Genomic DNA, 18,384 nt, shown 5'->3' on the forward strand with positions numbered 1-18,384 from the left:
AACGTATCGCCTTGATAGGCTGTCCTGAATTAAAGACTGTTTTGCAGCTCGGGCACGGCTTCGAATAGATCCGCCACTAGACCATAGTCAGCTACTTGGAAAATCGGTGCTTCTTCATCTTTGTTGATGGCAACGATCACTTTGGAATCTTTCATACCGGCTAAGTGCTGGATTGCGCCAGAAATACCGACGGCGATATACAGCTCAGGCGCCACCATTTTCCCGGTTTGCCCCACTTGCATATCGTTAGGCACATAGCCGGCATCTACTGCGGCTCGTGAAGCGCCGACCGCCGCACCCAGTTTATCGGCTACTTGATAGAGTAGTTCGAAGTTCTCGCCGTTACCTAATCCACGACCACCGGAAACCACAATACTGGCTGCGGTAAGTTCGGGACGATCAGATTCCGCCAGCGCTTCATGGCTAAAACGAATATCCGCATTTTCAAAAACCGCGCTAACCGAGGTGATTTCAGCAGAACCACCCTCAGCGGCAACTGGATCAAAGGCAGTACCTCGAACGGTCATCACCACCTTAGGCTCGTCGATTTCGACGGTTGCAATCGCATTACCCGCATAGATAGCACGCTTGAATCGATGGCTCGACTCGACACCTGAAACGTCGGTCAAGGGATTCACACCTAACAGCGCCGCCGCACGAGGAAGAATGTTTTTACCCGTGGTGGTTGATGCGGCAAGTATATGCGTAAAGGGTTCAGCCAGATCAACCAACAGATCACTGACATTTTCAGCCAGATGATGAGCATAGGTTGGAGCATCGGCAACAAGCACTTGTTTCACTCCGGAAATCTTAGCGGCTTGCTCTACAACGGAAGCGCATTGATGACCCGCCACCAGCAAGGTGATATCACCACCCAGTTGTTGAGCCGCCGCCAATACATTCAAGGTGACTGGCTTTAATTGCTGATTATCATGCTCAGCTAAAACGAGAATACTCATGCGATCACCTTTGCTTCATTACGCAGTTTGTCGACCAGTTCAGCCACAGAACCTACCTTAATACCCGCACTGCGCTCAGCCGGAGGCGCCACAGAAATCAGCTTGATTTTATTAGTTAACGTCACACCCAAGTCTGCGGCCGATTTCACTTCTAGCGGTTTCTTTTTCGCTTTCATAATATTCGGCAGGGATGCGTAACGTGGTTCATTTAAGCGAAGATCCGTCGTCACCACAGCAGGCAAACTGAGTGTTAAGGTTTGCAAACCACCATCGACTTCACGGGTAACCGTTAAGGTATCGCCATCGATTTGAACTTCAGACGCAAAGGTTGCTTGAGGGCGTTTCATTAAGGCCGCTAACATTTGACCGGTTTGATTGTTGTCAGAGTCGATAGACTGCTTACCCAGTAGCACCAATCCAGGCTGATCTTCTTCAGCTACTTTGGCGAGCAAACGTGCAATGGTTAAGGCATCCGGTGTCGAATCAACCTCAACGCGAATGGCTCTATCCGCTCCGAGCGCCAGCGCTGTTCTTAGCTGTTCTTCACAGGTTTTTTGACCGATAGAGACGACGACAATTTCTGAGGCTTTGCCCTGTTCCTTAAGACGAACCGCTTCTTCTACCGCAATTTCACAGAAGGGATTGAGGGCCATTTTTACGTTGGCGAGATCAACATCAGAGCCATCCGCTTTAACACGGACTTTGACGTTGTAGTCAATAACCCGTTTCACCGCGACGAGTATTTTCATTACCACACCTCGAATTATTATTGTAAATTTCGAATTGTTCTTTTAGGTCTAATTAAACTTATAACCCTAATTGAGCATTTAAAGAGTACCGTTCGGAATGGTAACAATATGATTCAAGCGGGTGGTTTTAACAATAACAAAATCCACCCGTCTGAATGACAAAAGCGATCAACTGTAATTAGCCTTTCGCTCCTTTTTGCATAAATGCCATAAAGGTCGCACGGGCTTCGACTGAGCTCAAGCGAGCAGCAAAGGCTTCAACTTCAGAGACTAGTACTGACTGCAATTTATTGTCATCATACTGCTTCATCATCGCTTTACTCTGATGAACGGCTTCAGGCCCCATCTGTGCTAGCTGATTGGCTTTTTCGGTAACAGTTTCGATCAAACTGACTGAGGGCACTTCTGCGTTGATCAACCCGATATCAGTGGCCGTTTTCGCATTAAACGCATCACCCAATACCAATATCTCAAATGCTTTACGATGACCCAAGGCTGAAGGCAGCAGCAAACTGGTTCCACCTTCAGGCACTAACCCCATTTTGGTAAAGGGAAGTTGAAACTTAGCCGTTTCATCTGCATACACCAGATCACAGTGAAGCAATAATGACGTTCCGATACCAATGGCAACACCCGAAACAGCCGCCAAAATTGGCTTAGTAAAGCTAGAAATCGCTTGCAAGAAACCCAGCGGAATACGAATCTTTTGCGGGTCGCTGATCGCACTAACAAAGTCATGTATATCATTGCCGGCAGAAAAATCCGATCCAGCGCCACATAGCACCACCACACGCACGGCATCATCCTTTTCAGCCTCTTTTAGGCTATCCGTCAGGATCTGATACATGGCACCCGTTAGGGCATTTTTCTTTTCAGGACGGTTCAGTGTTAGGGTTAACACGCCTTGATCAGATAAAGATTTAAGCACCACATCACTCATGATGCTGACCTCTTAAATTGCGCTGCCTGAGTGGCAAACTGATCCGCCGCTCGATGGTATTCATTAGCCATACGATCAACCAGCTCTGCTGTTGAAGGTGCGTCACTAATAGCACCTACGCCATGGCCAGCTGACCAGATACTTTTCCACGCACTGGCTCCCCCTTCGGGGGCTTGTAACTCTTCACCCAAATCAACTTTTTTCTTTTCACCGCTTTCAGGATCTAAACCCGCTATTTCCAGGCTGGGTTTTAAGAAGTTTGCCCAAATACCCGAGACTTTTGGGGTATAGGTAATATCGGAAGCCGCTGAGTCGATAATCATCTGTTTGTACTCAGGGTTAGCACGACTCTCTTGGGTGTTAATAAAACGTGTTCCCATATAAGCCAAGTCTGCGCCCATCATTTGCGCTGCTGCAACATCTTGGCCCGTTGACATGGAACCTGACAGTATCAACGTGCCTTGATAAAACTGACGAATTTCAGACAAGAGTGCAAAAGGATTCAGGGTACCGGCATGACCACCGGCACCATTACATACCGCAATTAGACCATCCACACCGGCTGCCGCTGCTTTTTTAGCATGACGGATATTGATGACATCATGAAACACTAAACCACCGTAGCTATGGACAGCATCCACCAAGTCTTTAACAGCGCCCAACGAGGTGATGATTAATGGCACCTTATGCTTAATGCACAGCTCCAAATCAGCCTTAACACGGGGATTGGTTTGATGGACGATCAGGTTTACCCCAAATGGCGCCGCTTTCTGTCCGGTTTCTTGCTCAAATTGATCCAAGGCTTCGCGTATTTGAATGAGCCACTGCTCAAAGCCTTCAGAGCTGCGTTCATTAAGGGCTGGAAAGGTACCTACAATGCCGGCTTTACAGGCTTCTATGACCAATTCAGGACCCGACACTAAAAACATAGGAGCAGAAATTAGGGGCAAGCGTAACCTGCCCTGAAAAGATTCAGGGATACTCATTTGTTATTCTCCGTTTATGTCTTGAACGCTTTCGCCTTAATCTCTAAAAGGCTAGCGCTTTGGTGGTTCAGGTTTATAGAGCTCTGGCAGATAGGTTTTCACTGCCGAAGAGTTTTGTGCCCAGGTGTGACAGGTATTCAATAATCCATTCGCACCGAGCTTAACCATATCCGTATCACCACTGGGCCAAATCGATTGAACCGCCGTGGTGGTTATCGGTTTTAACAGTTCGTTTAAGTGAGTGCAGCCATTAGCTCCACCCGTTAATTCAAGTGCTTTACGGTGCCAGCCCGGGCCAATTTGTGTTCCTTCCAATTGCTTATAGGCCCTAGCGATACCCGGACACATTTGAAAAGGCGAGTCATCCATACTGGCTTCCACCTGATGAATGAAGAGCTTCTTATCCATCGTGATTCGCATACGCATGTCGTGAAAAAACTCACCTGCTCCCACGTAGCCACCGCGCTCTGGATTATCGATTGAATGCGTTTTTTTATCTGTCATTCGCGCTTCAATGTCCCACAGACCATCATCGCGCAAGTACCCCTCACAGACGATTTCACGACGGTGGTGAAGGGTTCTACGAACAGGCTTTGGCAAAGGCATTCGGTCATTACTCCTCAATGTAGAGTTTAAAAAAGGGCCTGCAATCAGGCCACTTCTTGTTTGACCTGTTGCTCTTTAAGCATGCGTCTGAGCACTTTACCAACGTTAGTTTTAGGCAACTCATCCACAAACTCTATTTGTTTCGGTATTTTATAACGAGTAAGGTACTCTTTACTCCATGTTTTAAGTTCTTCAACATCTGGCTTTTCATCTCGTGCAACAGCAAAGAGTTTGACCACTTCACCACTATGCTCATCAGCAATACCAATGGCTGCACATTCCAAAATAGCCGGATGAGAACAGAACACATCTTCCACTTCGTTCGGATAGACGTTAAAACCTGATACTAAAATCATGTCTTTAGCTCGATCGACGATACGCAAATAGCCACCCTCTTCGCGAACGGCAACATCGCCCGTTAAGAAATAGCCATCATCGGTAAAGCAGGCGGCGGTCTCTTTTTCTCGTTGCCAATAGCCGACCATCACTTGCGGGCCTTTGACGCATAGTTCACCAGGAACGCCATCGGCAACAGGTTCGCCGTCAGGATCCAAAATGACCACTATCGTTTCCGCTACCGGGACACCGATTGTACCAAGCTTAATGGCGCCGGGACGATTGATAGACACTACTGGAGAAGTTTCGGTTAAGCCATAACCTTCCATAATTTCGCAACCGGTTACCTCTTTCCAGAGATCAGCCGCTTTGTGTGTTAATGCACAACCACCCGAGATAGTCAGTGTAAACTTGCTAAAATCGACCGACTTGAAATCAGGGTTGTTACACAGAGCGATGAACAGGGTGTTTAGACCCATAAAAGCAGACATTTGCCACTTCTGCATCTCTTTGACAAAGCCAGGTATGTCGCGCGGATTGGGTATAAGAACGCTATGCCCGCCATACCCCATGACAACCAGTGAAATAGTGAAAGCGTAAATATGATAAAGAGGTAAAGGGGCGATGACGGTTTCAACACAACCTTCAGCAGCTTCATCAAGAACATTCACCCCTTGAAGCATATTAGAAATCAAATTTCCGTGCGTCAGTACAGCACCTTTGGAAAGACCTGTGGTCCCACCGGTGTACTGTAAAACAGCAATATCGTCAGTGTTGATAGTGACGGGAGAAGGCTTCTGTCCGACGTACTTCATCAAAACTTCACGAAGATGAAGCGCTCCAGGCAAGTAGAAATCAGGCTCCATCTTTTTGATGTATTTAACTGCGGCATTCAAAAGACAGCGCTTAACAAAACCATGCAAGTCGCCAACTTGTGTCAAAAACACAGTGTTAATGTCGGTATTTGCAATAAAGTCTTGCGCTTTGTGCGCCATACTCTTGTGAATCACCAGAGCTTTAGCACCTGAATCTTTAAACTGATGCTCCATTTCACGAGGGGTATAAAGTGGATTGGTATTCACTATCACCAAACCTGCTTTCAACGCACCAAAAAGCACAACTGGATATTGGATCAGGTTAGGTAATTGAATCGCAATACGATCGCCGGGCTTTAAATCGGTTTCTTTTTGTAAGTAAACGGCAAATGCATCTGCTAACTCATGAAGCTCTGCATAATTCAATGTTCGCCCAAAACTGGTAAAGGAAGGTTTTGAGGCAAACGTCTGACAGCTTTGCTCGAACACATCAACAATATTGTTAAATCCCTTAGGATTTAAAGATTTAGGTATCAGACTTCCGCGTGGCATGTCCATAGGATGATCCTGATATTATTATTATAAAATCAAATTTATTGGGCTAAAGTATAGCCCGATTATAGCAGCCGAAGTCGATAGATATCACTGAATTAGATTATCAAAAAACATCTATCGACCAGACTAAAAGTCGTTAAGCGTCAACACTACAGTGGAAAGATTGACGTTAAACGTGTTGCCAACATGATATCGCCATCGGCTTGAATACGGCCGGTCATAAATGCCTGCATCCCGTCAGTTTCTCCACTCATCACTTCTTCAAGTGTTTGGCTATCCATGGTGAGTGTCACTGTGGGCTCACCATGGGCAAGCTGCTCAACTTTACATTGACCATTTTCAACAGTTACAGCCCAAGCATCGCCATCAGTAATTTGATATTGAAAAACTGCTTCTAAATCGCCTGCAGCAGCTGCGTTGAAACGTTGTTCCATGGATGAAAAAACCGCATTTAAATCTGCCATTGTCGCCTCTCCTGTGGTGGGCTGTTTTTTATAACGTTTAGCATTCAACTTTAAGGCCGAGGACAGCACACGCTGTCCCACCTTAGTACTTAATAAAGACTTCATATTTCAGACAACCTTAGAACGAAAAGTGTTCACTGTCTAAGGACATCAGATTGTCTGCACCTGCTAAGACTAACTCTGACAAGCTGCGAGTACGTGGCAGTATGCGAGCAAAGTAGAAGTTCGCTGTTTTCAGTTTAGCTTCGTAGAAATCAGCTTCTGTAGTTCCTGCTTCTAACTTAGCCAAGGCCACTTCTGCTTGACGCGCCCATAGCCATGCCAAGGTGATATAACCAGAGTACATCAGGTATTCAACAGCTGCTGCACCGACTTCTTCACGATCTTTCATCGCTTTCATACCGATCTGAAGTGTCAAATCACCCCACTCTTTGTTCAACTTAGCTAGCGGCTTAATGTAAGGATCCATCTTGGCATTGCCTTCATGCGTCTGACAGAACTTATGAATTTTCTTAGTGAAACGTTTCAGCAACTCACCTTGAGTCATCAGTACTTTACGACCCAACAGATCCAACGCCTGAACCTGAGTAGTGCCTTCATAAATGGTAGAGATACGTGCATCACGTAAATTCTGCTCCATACCCCATTCAGCAATGTAACCATGCCCACCGAACACCTGCAGACCATGGCTTGCACACTCAACACCTATTTCGGTTAGGAATGCCTTAGCAATTGGAGTCAACAAAGAGAGTAGATCTTCTGCTTCCTGTTTCTCTTCATCGGTTGCAGCGAGTTTTGCACGATCCACCTGCTGTGCAGCAAAGTAAATTAACGCACGTCCACCTTCAGCAAAAGCTTTTTGTGTCAGTAACATATTACGTACAGCTGGGTGTACAATAATAGGATCTGCTGATTTCTCTGGTGCTTTAGGTCCACTCAAGGCACGCATCTGTAAACGATCACGTGCATAAGTTAGTGAGTTCTGAAAACCCCACTCCGTGTGAGCAAGACCCTGTAATGCTGTACCGATACGTGCAGTGTTCATAAACACGAACATACAGTTTAGACCCCTGTTAGGTGGTCCAATCAGGAAGCCTTGCGCAGCATCAAAGTTCATCACGCAAGTAGCGTTACCATGAATACCCATTTTATGTTCAATAGAGCCACAGCTAACGCCGTTGCGCTCACCGACATTACCATCAGCATCTGGTAGGAACTTAGGTACGATAAATAGAGAGATACCTTTAGTGCCTTCAGGGGCACCTGGTAAACGTGCTAGAACGATGTGAACGATATTGTCTGCTAGATCATGCTCACCGGCTGAAATGAAGATTTTTGTACCGGTAATGCTGTAGCTACCATCTTCTCTAGGTTCAGCTTTGGTTCTTAGCATTCCCAAATCGGTACCACAGTGTGCTTCAGTCAAACACATAGTGCCTGTCCATTCACCAGATACTAATTTAGTTAAATAGGTTTGCTTCTGTTCTGTTGTACCGTGAGCTTCAAGGGTGTTCATTGCACCATGGCTTAGTCCAGGATACATACTCCATGCCCAGTTCGCCGACCCCACCATCTCGTTCAGAACGATACCAAGTGATTCAGGCAATCCTTGACCACCCCACTCTGGATGGTGAGCAAGAGAAGGCCAGCCACCCTCTACGAAGGCTTCATAAGCTTCTCGAAAACCTTCGGGTGTTTTTACCTGTCCATCATTGAACTGACAGCCCTGTTGATCACCCACTTGGTTTAAAGGAGACAGAACGCGTTCAGCAAATTTTGCACCTTCCTCTAAAATGGCAGAAACCATATCAGGCGTTGCTTCTTCGCATCCTGGCAAATTTTGATAGTGCTCTTCGAGTGATAACACTTCATTTAATACAAACTGCATATCACGTAACGGAGCTTTATATTCGGCCATGTAGCTAACCTCACCAATTTGTCGTTATTCTAGTTTCTTGATACGTACAGCATGAACGAATAGTGCTAGTTCACCAATAACAAAACGGACCAATATCACTAACAAAACCACTCTTTCCCTGATTAGCGATCTATTATTTCAATAGATCGACTAACAATTTTGTTCAAGCATAACCCTTATCGGTCATTTTCAAACAATTCAGGGCTGGAGGTTAGCTCTGGATGCGGTTTTAGGAAGGCTGTTAATGCAGGAAGCAAAATCAGCGCACCTAACATATTCCAGAGGAACATAAAGGTTAACAAAATCCCCATATCAGCTTGGAATTTAATCGGCGAGAACACCCATAGAACCACACCTATCGCAAGCGTCAGGCCCGTAAAGGCGACTGGTTTACCGGTGGTTTTCAGGGTTTCAAAATAGGCATCTGTCAGCTTAAGACCTTGGCTTAAATAGTTACTCAACCGAGAGTAAATATAGATACCGTAGTCCACTCCGATACCCACCCCCAAAGCGATGACCGGTAGCGTGGCCACTTTAACGCCAATACCCATCATTGCCATCAATGCCTGACACAGCAATGAGGTGAGCGCTAAAGGTAAAATAATGCAGAGTACGGTTTTAACTGAACGGAAAGTGAGCAAGCACAGCAAACTCACCACACCATATACCCATGCCAGCATTTCATACTGGGCACGCGCAATAACTTGGTTAGTAGCTGCTTCAAAGCCACTATTACCAGCGGCAAGTAAGTATTGTAATTGATCAGAGTTATATCGATCTGCAAACGTCTCAACCGCCTGACTAACGCGGATCAAGGTTTCCGCTTTATGATCATCCAAGAACAAAATCACTGGCAGTAAAGAGCAATCTGCATTCATTAAGCCACCTGGAACAAAAGCCAAAGAAGCGTTAATGACAAATTGATTTCGACTGATAGCACGCCACTTAGGATTACCTTCATTTAAGCCAGAGGTAATCCGCTTGGAAAGATCCGCAAGCGAAACACTCGACTGCACACCCTCCACAGCTTGCATGGCGTACTGAAAACGCTCAACCGCTGACAGAGTGGCGGAACTACTACACTGGTCCGGTTCAGTCACGGCCATCACCACAAACACATCACTCGAGGTCGAGTAGTTTGACGTAATAAAGTCGTTATCGAGGTTATATCGAGAATCTGCCCTTAACTCAGGCGCGCCTCGATCTAAATCACCTATCTGCAAGCCTTGAGCGGCATAGACACCCCCGAAAGCCAACAAAACCGCGACAGTCAATGCCGTAGCAGCACCTTTCTTAGTCGCAAACCAGGTTAGTACTCGCCAATGCTCTCCACCTTGATCGGCCTGAGCTTTAGCATGTTCTATCGCCTTTTCACCCACACCAACGTAGGACATTAGCAGAGGAAGCAGCAATAAATTGGTGAGAATAATGACTGCAACCCCTAAGGATGCAGCAACAGCCAGCTCTTGAATGACTCGAATGTCGATGACCATCAAGGTAAAGAAGCCGATACCATCGGAAACCAATGCCGTCAGCCCGGGAATGTATAATAATCGGAACGCACTTCGGGCAGCATGCCATTTATCAGGATCATGAAGGCTTTCTAGGCGTATCGCATTGATGATTTGTACACCATGACTGACCGCAATCGCAAACACCAAGAAAGGCACCAACATGGAATAAGGATCGATACCGTATCCCAGTGCATTCAGCAAACCTAGCTGCCAGATCACGGCGATCAACGAACAGACCAGCGGAATGAGCGTACCTTGAATACTGCGAGAGTAGAGATACAGCAACACCATGGTAATGACGATAGCTAAGGCGAAGAATAATGCTACCTGTCGCGCACCATCGATTAAGTCGCCAACAATTTTGGCAAAGCCCGTAATGTGTATGGAAACCTGATCATCACTAAACTGGTCTCTAACTCGCTCTTCTAAACGCTGAGAAAAAGCCTGATAATCAAGCCTCTCACCCGTTTCTGGGTCAAAATCAAGCAAAGGCACTTCAATAACGGCCGAACGGAAATCATTGGCCACCAAGCGACCCACTTGCCCTGAACGCAAAACATTGATGCGCAACTGATCTAAGGTCGCTTCACTGCCATCAAAATCAGGTGGAATGACCGGGCCGCCGACAAAACCTTCTTCGGTAACTTCTGTCCACCTAACATTAGGAGTCCAGATAGATTGCAACGCTGCTCGGTCTACACCCGGGATAAAAAACAGCTCATCGGTAACAAGACGCAACACATCCTGAAACTCAGCGTTAAAAATATCCTCTTCGGTTGTGGCGACGGCTACACGAACACTATTACCTAAACCTGACAGGTCTTGCTGATAGGTTAGGTAGTTTTCAACATAAGGATGGCTCGTGGGAATCATTTTAATAAAGCTGGCATCAGGCCGGATTTGTATCGCCTGCCAACCCAACACCAGTGTCACCAACAGAAAAACTGACAACACCCAAGCACGCTGATGAAAGAGTAAATATTCAACCCATTGCTCAGAACGACGAATAGGGTATAACAAACGTTCTGCCATGCGCTTCATTGGGACACTCCCTGTTCAACCGTTCGAAAAACACCTTGTTCACCAGCCAGAACCCAACCTGATGAAGTCGACACAACGGCATTAAAATGATGACGGGTACCCAATGGCTGTAGGGTAAGTTGATTTGGCTCACCCCCTGTTAATAGGGTGCCACCTAAGCCAGCAATCGCTATGGTTTCTCCATCACTGAAGGCACCCATAAAACTGACTGTGGTATCCACGGGTATTTCCTGCCAATCGAAACCACCGTCTTCACTCATAAAGAGATGTCCACGTAGCCCAAGGGCAAACAAGGCGTGCTGATGCGCAATCACATCAAAAAACGAACCGCCATAAGGTGAAGGCAGCTCATACCAGCTATCACCTTGATCATCCGATCTCATCAACAATCCGGCTTCACCTGCAATAATCAAGCTATTCTCTAAAGCGGTGATAGCATTCAAATGAAACTGATCTGGATTAGGTAGATCGCTACTAATGAATGACCAGTTTTGACCGGCATCGTCGGTCATCAGGGCAAGACCATAAGCACCTAACAAATAACCCGTATGCTCGTTTTTAAACCAAACCTTTAATAAAGGGTTTACCGGACCTTCCTCTTGCGCAAACTCAGCATCTTCTAAAGCAAACACTAAATCCTCTTCTAGGAAAGGATCTTCTACTGTCTCTTCATCTGTCAGTGATGCTATACGCGACTCGAAGTATTCAACTTTTAAGCGATTAATTTCATTGCCATCGAAGAACAGTGTCCACTCTTCACCAGCATTATCAGAGTAGAGCAACACGCCATCGTGACCCGTAACCCATCCCGTTTGAGGTGATGTAAAGAAGACCGAGGTGAGTAAGGTGGTAACAGGCACGCTAGCCTGCTGCCACTCCACTCCCTCATCATCGGAAAAAAGCACAACACCAAAATCGCCTACAGCGACCAGCCTTTCACCTGCGCGCACGACATCCGTGAGTAATACAGAGTGAGCAGCACTCGATAGAGGTGCTGGCTGATCTAAGCGATCTGGCTGCGCGGCGAATATGGCGGGTGTCATCGCCGCGATACAGACGAGACTTAAGCGTTTAACTAGAGTTTTCAGCATATTTATTATTTTTTCGCTGTTGATTAATTGTCTAAACTAAGTTTACGCGCACCGTTCGATCAACGCTGCGATTCCCTGGCCCCCACCGATACACATGGTGATGACGGCATAGCGACCATGAATGCGCTCTAACTCATAAAGCGCTTTAACACTAATAACGGCACCGGTCGCACCGATAGGATGTCCAAGAGAGATTCCACTGCCGTTGGGATTAACACGTTCATTAGGCAGATCAAGATCCCTGACTACCGCCAAGGCTTGAGCAGCAAATGCCTCATTAACTTCCCAAAGGTCAATATCACCGACTTGTAGCTCTGCCTCATTCAAAAGATGTTTAACTGCCGGTACTGGACCAATACCCATGTATTTTGGCTCAACACCAACAAAGGCATAGCCGATCAGTTTTGCCATGGGTTTAACGCCAGTTTTTTCAATCAATTCACCACTGGCCAACACAACGGCGGCGGCAGCATCATTCAAACCAGAGGCATTTCCGGCAGTGACCGTGCCGTCTTTTTTGAACACAGGACGCAATGTCTGCATCTCTTCAAGAGTGCAGTTAAAACGTAGGTGCTCGTCGGTATCAAAAACCTGTTCACCTTTTCGGGTTTTCACGGTGACAGGGAGAATTTGAGACGCAAAACGCCCTTGCTCGATCGCATGCTGCGCTCGCTGATGGCTTTGTAGCGCCAGCAGATCTTGATCCTCACGACTGATATGCCATTTCTCTGCGATATTCTCAGCCGTCACGCCCATATGGATATTTTCCATCGGGCAGGTCAGCGCACCCACCATAGAATCAAGGACTTGAGCATCGCCCATACGTTGTCCCCATCGACCTGAAGGCATCCAATAGTTAGTGCGACTCATGGACTCAGCACCTCCCGCAATGGCAGCGTCACACAGTCCTAGCTGTATCTGTTGAGCAGCGGTGATAATCGCCTGCAAACCACTGCCACAAAGGCGATTTACGTTAAGTGCGGGAGTAATATCGGCTAAACCGCCTTGCAATGCAGCCACTCTGGAAAGATACAGGTCACGACGCTCGGTTGGTACGACATTACCAAAAACACAATGACCTATTTGACTGGGATCTAGACGACTGCGTTTGAGTGCTTCGGCAACCACTTTTCCGGCCAGATCAGCAGGTGCCTGATCTTTTAACGAGCCACCAAAACCACCTATTGCTGTTCTAACACCGGCAACGAAGTAAACGTCACGTGTATTCATAGCGTCATCCTGTTTATAAATTTGTTATAGGATTTAGATGCCCCATAGCATCCCTTATTAAAGTTCTAGCTTCAATAACGTTTGCCGCCAGCCTAAATAACAATAATGTTCAAAATATCTTGAAGTTAATGTGTTAAAAGTATTTTGTAATTCAAGCATAAATGAAATGATAGAAGTACTTTATGCCATAATAATAGCGTAAGTTTTTAAGGCCTGTTACTGAGATGATTTTAACGCTGTTATTTGTTGCAGCCATGCTGATGATCAGCATTCTGCTTAGCCCACTGTCTAACCGCATCGGACTTCCTGTACTGTTGCTGTTTCTGGGTGTGGGCATGCTGGCTGGGCAAAATGGTTTTGGGCATTTACTGCCTGCCGATACCGAAACCACCTTTATGGTAGGGCATTTAGCTCTAGCCATTATTTTGCTGGATGGTGGTATGCGCACACGCGCTGAAACCTTCCGAGTTGGACTTAAACCGGCTTTAACCTTAGCGACGCTTGGCGTTGTCATTACGGCAGGCATCACTGGCCTCGCTGCAGTATGGATCCTTGATCTACCCCTTATCTACGGCCTACTGATCGGCACTATCATTTCATCCACTGATGCAGCTGCCGTCTTCGCGCTACTGCAAAATCGTGGTTTAAGACTCAATCAACGTGTCAGTGCCACCCTCGAAATTGAGTCCGGCAGTAACGATCCCATGGCGATTTTCTTAACCATTGTCTTGCTGGAACTGATCGTTCAACAAACGCCCCCTAATGCACTGGATGCCGCGTGGCTGCTATTCAAACAACTCACCTTAGGTGGGTTGGGTGGTGTACTCGGTGGATTTTTAACCGCATGGCTGCTGAAACGTTTTGTACTCATTGATGCTTTTTACCCCTTACTGGTGACGGCTGCAGGGTTAACCATGTTTTCTGCTGTGACCTTGTTGGATGGCAGCGGCTTTTTAGCCATCTATTTGATGGGCGTTATTTTGGGCAATCGCCAAGTACGTCGCATGGAAGATATTCTTCAAGTTCATGATGGCCTGGCTTGGCTGGCACAGCTCTGCTTGTTCTTGATGCTTGGATTACTGTTAGCACCCAATGAAAAGCTGGATCATATCTATGAAGGCATCTTACTGGGGGCTGTATTAATTTTAGTGGCACGCCCTATTGCCGTAGCGCTGACCTTATGGCCCTTCGGTTTTCGCTTTAAAGAGCAATTATTTATTTCTTGGGTAGGTTTACGCGGTGCCGTTCCTATTGTATTGGCACTCTTTCCATTAATGGCAAACATTGACAATGCACACCTCTTCCCAACGATTGCCTTTATTGTGGTGATCATGTCATTGGTAGTTCAGGGCTCTACTTTAGCGTCATCCGCTCGTTGGCTAAAACTGGAGCTTCCAGCAAAGCCCAAAGCGATGCAACATATGCCATTAGAGTGGAGTGAACATGGGCATCATCAACTGATGATTTTTGAACTTGATGGTGAGCACTGGACACCTGCACGTTCATTGAGGCGTATCCGCCTACCTGAACACATTGTGATTTGTGCAGCCCTTCGTGATGAAAAACTACTGCCGTGGGACATGGATCTTGAACTGCAAGGCGGAGATAGACTGGCCATTATTGGCCCTGCTGAAACTGAAGCCGCCCTAGCGCGATTATTTAGCTCCACAGATTCAATACCGGCACTGCGCGAAAATGTTTTCTTTGGTTTGTTTGAGCTAGATGCCGCCATCGCACTGAAAGACTTACAGGCTAGTTTTGGTGTCACCATTCCAGACAACTCTGCTGATCAAAGCATCGCGGATTTTATCAGCAAAGCGCTACCCAACGCACCCGTGGTTGGCGATCGCGTGAAAATGGGACCGGTGACATTGGTTGTTAAAGCGATGCAAGGTGATCAAATCGTTAGAGTGGGTTTGAAAATTTCTTAATCACGGGCAGAGAACATTGTACGAAATATCTAACGCTAGTCCGTCTTATAAAAGCCAGTTGGAAACATAATGCAATAAAAGACTTCGATAGACCACTCAAACAAATGCTCTGACTAAGCTATGCTTAATAGAGTATGTGAATCTCATTAATGAATTATTGTTAGGCTCTGTTTAATGAAAGATCGCCTGTTCCATTTGCTAAGCTTGGTGGTATTTCTGGCATTCGTCGTAATGACCAGCTTTTATGCTTGGCAAGACAGTCGCAGAATTAAACATTTTGTTCAACATTACGAATTACCCTCAATAGGTATGGCTTTAGCGGCAAGTCTTGATAGAACGGCTGGCGAATATCTCCGAATTAGTGATGAACTCCTACGTGATGATTTTATTCGTAACTGGATTCTAGCTGGCGAAGAGGACATTGACTCGTTACGTCAATTCTTAGGTGACATTAGCCTGCGATTTCGTTTGGCGGATGCCAGCATGGTCAGTGACCGATCAGAGACTTACTACTCAAATGATCGGCGAGTTGTAAAGCTTGACCCCAATAATGTTTCCAGAGATGGTTGGTATTATCTTTATCGCGACACTCTGCGAGCTACCAATATTGATACATGGTATTACGCTCAAGAAGACAAGTTACACATTTGGGTCAACGCACCTCTTTTTGATGATAACGGTGAATTTCTGGGTTTAGCCGGAGTAGGAGTCGATACCGAAGATTTCAGTAACATGCTTTTAGCTTATAACCGTCTTGAAGGCTTTAATGTGTTTTTGGCTCGTGTAGATGGTCAACTGGTCTATGCTAAAGATCGGCAACTATTGGCAGAGCAACGCAGTTTCAATGATCTATGGAATATAGAATTCAACTCTCTTCCAAAAAATCAAAATATCTCTGGTGATACTATCGCTAATAAGGACGATCAAGGTGCGATGCTCTGGGTGCGTTTTATGGAACCTTGGAACACTTGGCTAGTGGTGGAGAAAACTGCTGAGTCCGTTCAGTCTCGAGTCAATGACAGCTTTAAAAGCAGTGCAATGCTCAGCGGATCTCTGGGGATGTTCCTGTTTCTAGTGATATTTACTTCTATTACCCTTGCGCGTCGCCAAGTAGATAAGAATACTCTTCAACTTGAATATCAAGCAGGTACTGATTCACTGACAGGTTTATTTAATCGCTTACACTTCTCTCGATTTATTGAACAAGAGCTGATTAGATTACGTCAGGTAAAAGGCACTTCTGCAATCTTGCTAATTGACATTGACAATTTCAAAAAAGTTAACGATTCATACGGACATCCGATCGGGGATGAGGTGCTTAGATACGTTGCGCTAACTCTAAAACAAAACACTCGAGAAGGAGATATCGCTTCTCGATTTGGTGGAGAAGAGTTCATGATTCTGCTGTCTGGTGCGTCATTAAAAACTGCCACACAACGAGCTGAACAGCTTCGTGTTGCAGTCAGCGAACTTGCTTTACCTTGTCTTCCAAACGAAGTTAGAGTGACCATTAGCATTGGCGTTTCGCTATTAGATATCTCCAAAGATAATCCAATTGATACCGCTTATCGCGAAGCGGATAAAGCATTATATGCTGCTAAATCTGCAGGTCGTAATCGAGTGGTATGCTCATAAACGCTCATATTTAACTGTTTTTTTCACTATGGAAAGGATGGCAATCCTCTTAAGTTAGCAGGTTTGAACCTTTCCTTATTTTCCTAATTAAAAGGTAAAAATTGCTGTGAAATATCTAACCCTAGTTCGTCATGCAAAATCCAGTTGGAAACATGATGGATTAAAAGACTTCGATAGACCACTGAATAAACGTGGTAAGCAAGACCTGCCCTTGCTCTGCGAGCGACTGATTCAGTATCAACTTTTTCCTGACCAACTGATTTATAGCCCCGCTACCCGAACGCGCTTAACCGCAGCAAGAATTATCGAGCGTTTAGCCATCCCTTTACCGAACTGCCAAGATCGAGAAGAGATTTATGAATCCAGCGCCGAAACACTATTGCAAGTCATTCAGCAAGTAACCGATCAGACAAACCATCTCATGCTGGTTGGGCACAACCCAGGATTACAAGATTTAGGTAATTATTTACTAGAGAACAGATCCTCTGTGCCACATTTCCCAACCAGTGCCGTACTTCATTTAGGCTTGAATATAGAGAAATGGAGTGACCTGCATCGAGGTTGTGCTCACTGTATTCGACTGGATTATCCAAAGCTGCATTCACAACACCCTTTCAATGACACTCACCCAGATGACTGAGAACTAACCTGTGGAACTCTATTTAGAAGCCTTAGGCTTTACCGCCAGTATTGTTATACCCATTTTCTTTATTGTTTTTTTAGGCTACCTGCTTAGACGCCTAAACGTCATTGATGCGGGATTTGTCAGTGTCAGCTCGAAATTAGTCTTCACTGTCACGTTACCTGCATTGGTCTTTATGTCGATAGCGCAGATGGATTTTCATGCGGTATTTAACCCAGGACAGCTGACCTATGTGGTGATCGGTACCTTGGCGACCTATGTGGTGATTTGGTTTTTAGCCGCACGATGGATCAAAGATCCAGCGGACCTAGGTGCGTTTATTCAAGGAAGCTTCCGCAGTAATTACGGCATTATTGGCCTAGCGGTTAGCTTTAACCTCTTCGGACAATCTGGCTTAGCTCAAGCATCATTGCTCTTAGCCCTAATCATCCCTATGTATAACGTACTGGCTATATTATGTTTGACGCTACCCTTTCGAAAAAGTCAGTCTGTCAGTGTATTTTCCACTCTCATTGAAGTGGTTAAGAATCCGTTGATTTTAGCGGTGGTGTTTGCCTTACCCATATCCTACTTCGGCGTTAAACTGCCAGATGTTATCTCCACAACAGGTCGCTACTTTGCCAATCTAACCCTTCCATTAGCACTCTTAGCGATTGGAGGTACCTTAAACATGAAGAGCTTGCGTGATAGCTCGACGCAAGCCTTTTGGGCGACCAGCACTAAATTAGTTTTCTTACCCATCTTTTTAACACTGGGGGCTTGGATAGCTGGATTTAGAGGGCAGGATTTAACCGTGATGATGATCTTATTCGCTTGCCCTACTGCAGCAGCAAGCTTTGTGATGGCGAAAGCCATGGGTGCTAATGCCGAACTGACTGCCAATATTATCTTAACCACAACTTTAGGTTCAGTGGTTACGATTAGTTTAGCGATCTATTCTGCAACGCTACTCGGATGGGTGTGAAGCTGAC

General features: G+C 45.8%; 15 protein-coding genes. 4 read left to right on the plus strand and 11 right to left on the minus strand.

Going from position 1 to position 18,384, the window contains the following annotated elements:
- Nucleotides 1-29: 29 nt before the first annotated feature.
- The 11 genes from F7R24_RS07060 to F7R24_RS07110 form a co-directional block, all read right to left on the minus strand.
- Nucleotides 30-959, minus strand: coding sequence for an electron transfer flavoprotein subunit alpha/FixB family protein (locus F7R24_RS07060; protein WP_151670546.1), 930 nt, complete (start codon nt 957-959; stop codon nt 30-32).
- Nucleotides 956-1,708 carry an electron transfer flavoprotein subunit beta/FixA family protein gene (locus F7R24_RS07065; protein WP_151670547.1) on the minus strand — a complete coding sequence of 251 codons (753 nt, stop codon included), beginning with the start codon at nt 1,706-1,708 and terminating at the stop codon, nt 956-958. Before F7R24_RS07065 ends, F7R24_RS07060 begins: the two co-directional genes overlap by 4 nt.
- A 178-nt stretch (nt 1,709-1,886) precedes the next feature.
- Complete coding sequence (locus F7R24_RS07070; protein WP_151670548.1) at nt 1,887-2,648, minus strand: enoyl-CoA hydratase-related protein; 762 nt, start codon at nt 2,646-2,648, stop codon at nt 1,887-1,889.
- Nucleotides 2,645-3,634 carry an NAD(P)H-dependent flavin oxidoreductase gene (locus F7R24_RS07075; RefSeq protein WP_151670549.1) on the minus strand — a complete coding sequence of 330 codons (990 nt, stop codon included), beginning with the start codon at nt 3,632-3,634 and terminating at the stop codon, nt 2,645-2,647. The genes F7R24_RS07070 and F7R24_RS07075 overlap by 4 nt, the downstream gene beginning before the upstream one ends.
- A 51-nt stretch (nt 3,635-3,685) precedes the next feature.
- On the minus strand, nt 3,686-4,240 hold the full coding sequence (locus F7R24_RS07080) for a DUF2889 domain-containing protein (protein WP_151670550.1): 555 nt from the start codon (nt 4,238-4,240) through the stop codon (nt 3,686-3,688).
- A 44-nt stretch (nt 4,241-4,284) separates the two neighbouring features.
- On the minus strand, nt 4,285-5,949 hold the full coding sequence (locus tag F7R24_RS07085; RefSeq protein ID WP_151670551.1) for an AMP-binding protein: 1,665 nt from the start codon (nt 5,947-5,949) through the stop codon (nt 4,285-4,287).
- 146 nt (nt 5,950-6,095) lie between these two features.
- Nucleotides 6,096-6,515, minus strand: coding sequence for an SCP2 sterol-binding domain-containing protein (locus F7R24_RS07090; RefSeq protein WP_240776026.1), 420 nt, complete (start codon nt 6,513-6,515; stop codon nt 6,096-6,098).
- 13 nt (nt 6,516-6,528) lie between these two features.
- Nucleotides 6,529-8,328, minus strand: a complete 1,800-nt coding sequence (locus F7R24_RS07095) for an acyl-CoA dehydrogenase C-terminal domain-containing protein (protein WP_151670552.1) — start codon at nt 8,326-8,328, stop codon at nt 6,529-6,531.
- Nucleotides 8,329-8,504: 176 nt separating this feature from the next.
- Nucleotides 8,505-10,883 (minus strand): efflux RND transporter permease subunit, encoded by a 2,379-nt coding sequence (locus F7R24_RS07100; RefSeq protein WP_151670553.1) that lies wholly within the window; start codon nt 10,881-10,883, stop codon nt 8,505-8,507.
- Complete coding sequence (locus F7R24_RS07105) at nt 10,880-11,974, minus strand: WD40/YVTN/BNR-like repeat-containing protein (protein WP_151670554.1); 1,095 nt, start codon at nt 11,972-11,974, stop codon at nt 10,880-10,882. Before F7R24_RS07105 ends, F7R24_RS07100 begins: the two co-directional genes overlap by 4 nt.
- Before the next feature lie 42 nt (nt 11,975-12,016).
- Entirely contained in the window at nt 12,017-13,204 is a 1,188-nt protein-coding gene (locus tag F7R24_RS07110) for an acetyl-CoA C-acyltransferase family protein (RefSeq protein ID WP_151670555.1), read from the minus strand.
- Nucleotides 13,205-13,428: 224 nt separating this feature from the next.
- On the opposite strand from F7R24_RS07110, the gene F7R24_RS07115 reads away from it, so the two are divergent.
- From F7R24_RS07115 to F7R24_RS07130, 4 genes are all read left to right on the plus strand, one after another.
- Nucleotides 13,429-15,135 carry a potassium/proton antiporter gene (locus F7R24_RS07115; protein ID WP_151670556.1) on the plus strand — a complete coding sequence of 569 codons (1,707 nt, stop codon included), beginning with the start codon at nt 13,429-13,431 and terminating at the stop codon, nt 15,133-15,135.
- Between the two features lie 174 nt (nt 15,136-15,309).
- Nucleotides 15,310-16,770: a sensor domain-containing diguanylate cyclase gene (locus F7R24_RS07120; RefSeq protein ID WP_151670557.1), complete on the plus strand. Its 1,461-nt coding sequence runs from the start codon at nt 15,310-15,312 to the stop codon at nt 16,768-16,770.
- A 106-nt stretch (nt 16,771-16,876) separates the two neighbouring features.
- Entirely contained in the window at nt 16,877-17,410 is a 534-nt protein-coding gene (locus tag F7R24_RS07125) for a SixA phosphatase family protein (protein ID WP_168926790.1), read from the plus strand.
- Nucleotides 17,411-17,420: 10 nt separating this feature from the next.
- Nucleotides 17,421-18,377, plus strand: a complete 957-nt coding sequence (locus tag F7R24_RS07130) for an AEC family transporter (RefSeq protein ID WP_151670559.1) — start codon at nt 17,421-17,423, stop codon at nt 18,375-18,377.
- Nucleotides 18,378-18,384 lie beyond the last annotated feature (7 nt).

Source organism: Nitrincola schmidtii, assembly GCF_008973715.1.
GTDB lineage: Bacteria > Pseudomonadota > Gammaproteobacteria > Pseudomonadales > Balneatricaceae > Nitrincola > Nitrincola schmidtii.